The sequence below is a fragment of the Oceanobacillus luteolus genome, from assembly GCF_023715655.1.
In the GTDB taxonomy this organism is placed as follows: Bacteria; Bacillota; Bacilli; order Bacillales; family Amphibacillaceae; genus Oceanobacillus; species Oceanobacillus luteolus.
In genome coordinates, this window is the sequence record NZ_JAMBON010000074.1 from 1 (window position 1) to 4,958 (window position 4,958).

At 38.3% G+C, this 4,958-nt stretch carries 5 protein-coding genes and 1 pseudogene; 5 read left to right on the forward strand and 1 reads right to left on the reverse strand.

Annotated elements, in window-relative coordinates:
- Positions 1-139: 139 nt before the first annotated feature.
- Positions 140-253 (forward strand): annotated as a pseudogene (locus tag M3210_RS19285) (IS3 family transposase); the annotation flags it as partial.
- Between the two features lie 69 nt (positions 254-322).
- Here the strand turns inward: M3210_RS19285 and ggt are convergent.
- Positions 323-2,038, reverse strand: coding sequence for a gamma-glutamyltransferase (ggt, locus tag M3210_RS19290; protein WP_251517807.1), 1,716 nt, complete (start codon positions 2,036-2,038; stop codon positions 323-325).
- Positions 2,039-2,313: 275 nt separating this feature from the next.
- On the opposite strand from ggt, the gene M3210_RS19295 reads away from it, so the two are divergent.
- Genes M3210_RS19295 through M3210_RS19310 form a run of 4 tightly spaced genes read left to right on the forward strand, consistent with a single transcriptional unit; the run spans position 2,314 to position 4,691 of the window.
- On the forward strand, positions 2,314-3,030 hold the full coding sequence (locus tag M3210_RS19295; RefSeq protein WP_251517810.1) for an ABC transporter ATP-binding protein: 717 nt from the start codon (positions 2,314-2,316) through the stop codon (positions 3,028-3,030).
- A 20-nt stretch (positions 3,031-3,050) separates the two neighbouring features.
- Positions 3,051-3,791, forward strand: a complete 741-nt coding sequence (locus M3210_RS19300; RefSeq protein WP_251517812.1) for an ABC transporter permease — start codon at positions 3,051-3,053, stop codon at positions 3,789-3,791.
- Between the two features lie 37 nt (positions 3,792-3,828).
- Positions 3,829-4,287, forward strand: coding sequence for a LytTR family DNA-binding domain-containing protein (locus M3210_RS19305; RefSeq protein WP_251517815.1), 459 nt, complete (start codon positions 3,829-3,831; stop codon positions 4,285-4,287).
- Positions 4,284-4,691, forward strand: coding sequence for a DUF3021 domain-containing protein (locus tag M3210_RS19310; protein ID WP_251517817.1), 408 nt, complete (start codon positions 4,284-4,286; stop codon positions 4,689-4,691). Before M3210_RS19305 ends, M3210_RS19310 begins: the two co-directional genes overlap by 4 nt.
- Positions 4,692-4,958 lie beyond the last annotated feature (267 nt).

A 4,958-nucleotide genomic window follows, 5' to 3' on the forward strand; every position in this document is an offset into this window, starting at 1 on the left:
ATGGTGGCCGTATTCAAAACTGGGCCATGGTGATGAACCAGCTTCTTCTTCATGATGAACTGAAAGATAGGGTGTTAAAATACCTTGAGTAAATGGGGACTTACACACTTTATTTGACAAGCCCCATAAGTATGAGACCTTTAAGGAACTATCAAAAGCAATTGAAAAATACATTTATTTCTACAACAACAAAAGATATCAAGAAGGATTAAACGGCCTTAGCCCTATAGAATACAGAGCTAAAGCCGCTTAAATTCTTTTTATTATTTCCGCTGTCTACTTGACAGGGGGCAGTTCATAGGTCGTGGATGTCTCTTTTTTCTTACTTGGAATTTTGGTTGATTCCAATCGCTCTTCCTGGTCTAGGTGAATCTACCGCTCCATACAAATTGCCATTCCATGGATTGATTAAGATTCCTTTGACGTCCCCTAAACGATTATCAGCAGTTTCAGTTTTAAAGCTTTTATTCAGTTCATAACTTATTTTCTTCAACTGGGCCATCGCTTCCTCATTGATACCATCTTCCCATTCCATCGAAGCCTCAGGATTATTGAATATCCGTACTTCGGCGATTGCTTCCCTCAAATCCATTTTATAGTCTAGGACATGTAAAAGAACTTGTGCGACCGAGCTGATAATAGTGGTGGCTCCAGGAGAACCAAGAGTGAAAAACGGTTTTCCATCATGAAAAACAATCGTCGGAGATTTGGAGCTTACCGGGAATTTTTTGCTGTTTGGTTCATTCGCCGCTCCAGGTTCTGGACTAAAATCTGTCAAGTCATTATTTAGCATGAATCCATATCCATCCACCATGATTCCAGAACCGAATATCCGCTCGAGTGAAGTCGTACATGCAGCAACATTGCCCCATTGGTCTACTGCTGTAAAGTGAGTCGTGTCCATACCATGACGGTTGTGGTCCATTTCCACCTTATAATTCGGCTCACCTTCTTGGTAGTTCCATGGTTTACCTGCAGTAATCTCTTTTTTCTTAGATTCAAGGTCAATGAGTTTTAGCCTTTCTTCAATATACTCATCACTAAGCAGACCTTGATAAGGAATCCTGCTGAATTCCGGGTCACCGAGATACGTCTGTTGGTCCGCCAATACAAGCCTTGTCGCCTCTGCAATCAAATGATACTTTTCCCAAGAATGGATATCGTATTGACTCACGTTCAGTTTCTCCAGCATTTTAAGCAGCATGGATAACGAAACCCCGCCACCGCCTGCCGGGGCAGGAATGGCTAATTTATAATCCTTGTAACTCCCCCAAAACGGTTCTTCGATAGCTGATTGATAGCTTTCTAAATCAGCCTTTTCCATTATTCCTCCATGGTCGGCTAAAGTTTTGATGATAGCATCAGCAATTTCACCTTCATAAAACGTGGAGAACCCCTCTTTACGGATCAGTTTCAGGGTCTTCACCAAGTCTGGCTGTTGGAAATGGACTCCCTGTTTTAATGGCTTACCATCAGGAACAAATGTCTTCTTAGCTACATCTCCCAAGCGATGCTGGAAATTCTCCAATGCTCTTTCCCACGATCGATTGATGCGGAATCCTTCTTCCGCTAAATGTATAGCAGGATCAATAAGACGCTCAAGTGACAAGGTTCCATACTGATTTTTAGCCAATTCCAGCATTCTCAACACCCCTGGCACAGCCACTGCACGGGGACTTGTCGAGCGCTCATCGAATGAAATTAGTGAATCTTCCTCATCAAAGAACAGATCAGGTTTAACAGCTGACGGTGCTTGGCTATGCCCATTAATTATTTTCGTTTCTTTATTACTGGAATCATAATATAAAATGACTCCACCACCGCCAACACCTGTATTCATCCCTTCTACAGCTGCGAGAGCAAGTTGCATTGCAATGACGGCATCCATCGCATTGCCGCCTTCTTTCAGTACCTCTTCCCCCACTTCAGCCGCTTCTTTTACCGGACAAGAAACCATTCCATCTTTTCCGATTACTGTATGTTCGTTTGCAGCATCTTCTACAGGTTTTTGATTTTGAAATATTTCTTCTAAACTCATTTGCTTACACCTCTTCTGTGAAATAGCTTCTATACGTTCTTCTCAACCTGTGAGGTCTGTAAACCTAACAGAGATACTTCCATTTACCCGTTTAGCAACCTTTTCATTCCTGGACTCAAAGGAATACGGAGATATACACCGTTTTCTATGGATGCATGACACCCCCTATTTTTTGCATGTGACTATCAGAGATCGACATCTCATCGAGATTGCATAGACGGAAAAAACGTTTCTCGATAGGATGTAATTAACAAAGAAAAACGGAGGGCGACAAAATGATCAAGGTGAAGAATTTGCATAAGTCATATCACGGTAAACCTGTATTAAAGGGGTTGGATTTTCAAGCGAATAAAGGAGAAATTATCGGTGTGATCGGTAAAAATGGCGCAGGGAAGTCCACTTTCCTTGAAATCATTATGACACTGAAGAGTTATGATGAGGGCGAAGTAAATGTGTTCGGACATGACTTGAAACATCTTACGGAACAGAAACAACAAGCGATTCGCTCCAACATCTCGGCTGTCTTACAACCAACCGAGTTTTATAAGAATCTTAAAGTAGTTGAACTGCTTCGTCTATTCAAGGCATACTATCAATCTGACTTGAAGATCGAACAAATTATTGAAGACTTCAAGTTGGAATCTCATAAAAAAACATACTTTGAAAAACTCTCTGGCGGCTGGAAACAAAAGGTCAGCTTAGCAATAGCCTTCTTGTCCAATCCAAAGTTAATTATTCTCGATGAACCTACCACTGGATTAGATCCACACATGCGAAATACTCTATGGTCTTACATTGCGGAGTATAATCGAAAAACCGGTGGAACAGTCATCCTCACCACTCATTATATGGACGAAATAGAGATGTACTGTGATAAAGTCTGCTTGATCAATGACGGAAAAGCAGAGGTGTTAACAACACCAGAAAATATCCTTGCCCGTGGATACTCATCCATCAACAATTTTTACTTACAAAACGTTGAAGCAATATAAAATCAAGAGGAGGAATTATCATGTTACTTACCCAATTAAAATATGATCTGATTATGTTCTCAAGAGAAATTTTTTATTTAGCATTTTCGCTGATTATCCCACCTGTCACTTATATATTCTTAGGGCAGCTATTTGGAGAAAATACGTATGCCAACGGTTTAACATATGCTGAAGTTTATACTCCGTCATTTATTTTGCTCATCACGTTTTCAGTCATATTCTTTGCGTTTGGATTCGAACAAGTAGTGAACCGCTCCAGCGGAGTAGAAAAAAGAATCCTGCTTGCACCCGTTTCTAAAAAAATCCTGCTTGTTTCTAACATCCTTAGGTCGATTATTGTAACTAGCGTCGGTTATTTCTTCATTCAAATGCTCGGTATTTTTGTATATAATCTGCCTTTTGATTACATGAATTTTATAAGTTCTTACGCATTTTTCTTGTTATTGAACATCTTATTACTAATTTTCGCCTCAGCAATATATTCTTTTTTTAAAGAGATGAAGAGTGCTCTAGTCTTCTCCATAGTAATCTTTCAATTTGTCATGTTTACTGGAGGCTTTGCTTTACCCATTGAAATCATGCCGAAGTTCGTTCAAATGATCGCTTACTTAAATCCCCTGTATCATATGAATCAGTTGTTTATCGCTATCTGGAATAATCAGCTCCACTTTGACACAGATACATTCTTATCTTTAGGTTACGCCCTTTTTCTACTAATTATTTCCTATTTGATCATTCAGAGGCAGCGAAAAACTGTATAATTGTAAATAGGGAGAATTTTAGTGGGGGATGAGATATATGAAGATATCATTGGATATCGATCAAGAGCATGAACAAACAAAGGTTATCATCCAATGTAAAGAACTTGATGATTCCATACAAGAGATTGTAGATTATCTAAAAGGAAAAGAAACGGAGTTCATTATTGGTAGAGTCGGTGAAATGCAGCACATCTTGAAGCCTAAAAATATCCATTATTTTCATACAGAGAATGAGAAGGTCATCGCTGTAACATCAGAAGGATCTTTTGTACTGAAGGAGAAACTGTACGAATTAGAAAAAATGCTACCATCAACTCGTTTTGTAAGGCTGTCTAAATCAGTAATTGCTAATCTGCATGAAATGAGCAGATTCGAGCCTTCTTTTAATGGAACACTCTGTGTCCACTTCAAGTCAGGAGCAAAAGAATATGTAACAAGACACTATGTAAAAAACATTAAAGAATCTTTGAAAATGAATAGGAGGAAGGATGGATGAAGCGATTTTTATTTCAAAGTTTCATTGGTATTTTATTCGGTGCTTTTATGATGGTTTTGATCACTAATATCATTTATTTAAATGGTTCCACTCTATTAGATGGAGAGCTTTTTCTTAAAAACTCTCTTGCATGTATTTTCTGTGGATGGTTCTTCGCTGTCACGCCACTTATTTTTGAAATCAAATCTTTAAAATTAGTGCAGCAAACCGCCTTACATTTCATTTCAGCAGTAATTCTCTTTTTCATTTTATCTCTCAACGTCGGCTGGATTCCTTTTAATTTGACAAGCATTCTACTCTTTGCAGGATTGTTCTTATTCATTTATGTGGGGATTTGGATTGGTTTTTATCTGTATTTCCGTAATGAAGCTAAAAAGTTGAATGATGATTTGATGAATATTTAAATGAAAATCGGAGGAATTTCATTTTTATAAATGAGATTCCTCTTTTAAAGTGAAAGGATGCGAATTTGTTATTTGCACTCCTATTATTGATTGATCAATCAGTAATGAACTTATAAAGTCACTCTCACCGAGGAATAATCCGTAAGCGTCAAACAATGAACACCTTCTATTAAATATCCGTTCTTGAGATAATCTCTTTAGAAAAAAATCTGGAGGTTATGCCAATGAACGATGCTAACAAAAGAATAGAATGGAAAGCTAGGTATG

Excerpts from the sequence above, each read along its gene's own strand:
- M3210_RS19310 (WP_251517817.1), top strand. The coding sequence starts at position 4,284 with ATGAAGCGATTTTTATTTCAAAGTTTCATTGGTATTTTATTCGGTGCT.
- M3210_RS19295 (WP_251517810.1), top strand. The coding sequence starts at position 2,314 with ATGATCAAGGTGAAGAATTTGCATAAGTCATATCACGGTAAACCTGTA.
- ggt (WP_251517807.1), bottom strand. The coding sequence starts at position 2,038 with ATGAGTTTAGAAGAAATATTTCAAAATCAAAAACCTGTAGAAGATGCT.
- M3210_RS19305 (WP_251517815.1), top strand. The coding sequence starts at position 3,829 with ATGAAGATATCATTGGATATCGATCAAGAGCATGAACAAACAAAGGTT.
- M3210_RS19300 (WP_251517812.1), top strand. The coding sequence starts at position 3,051 with ATGTTACTTACCCAATTAAAATATGATCTGATTATGTTCTCAAGAGAA.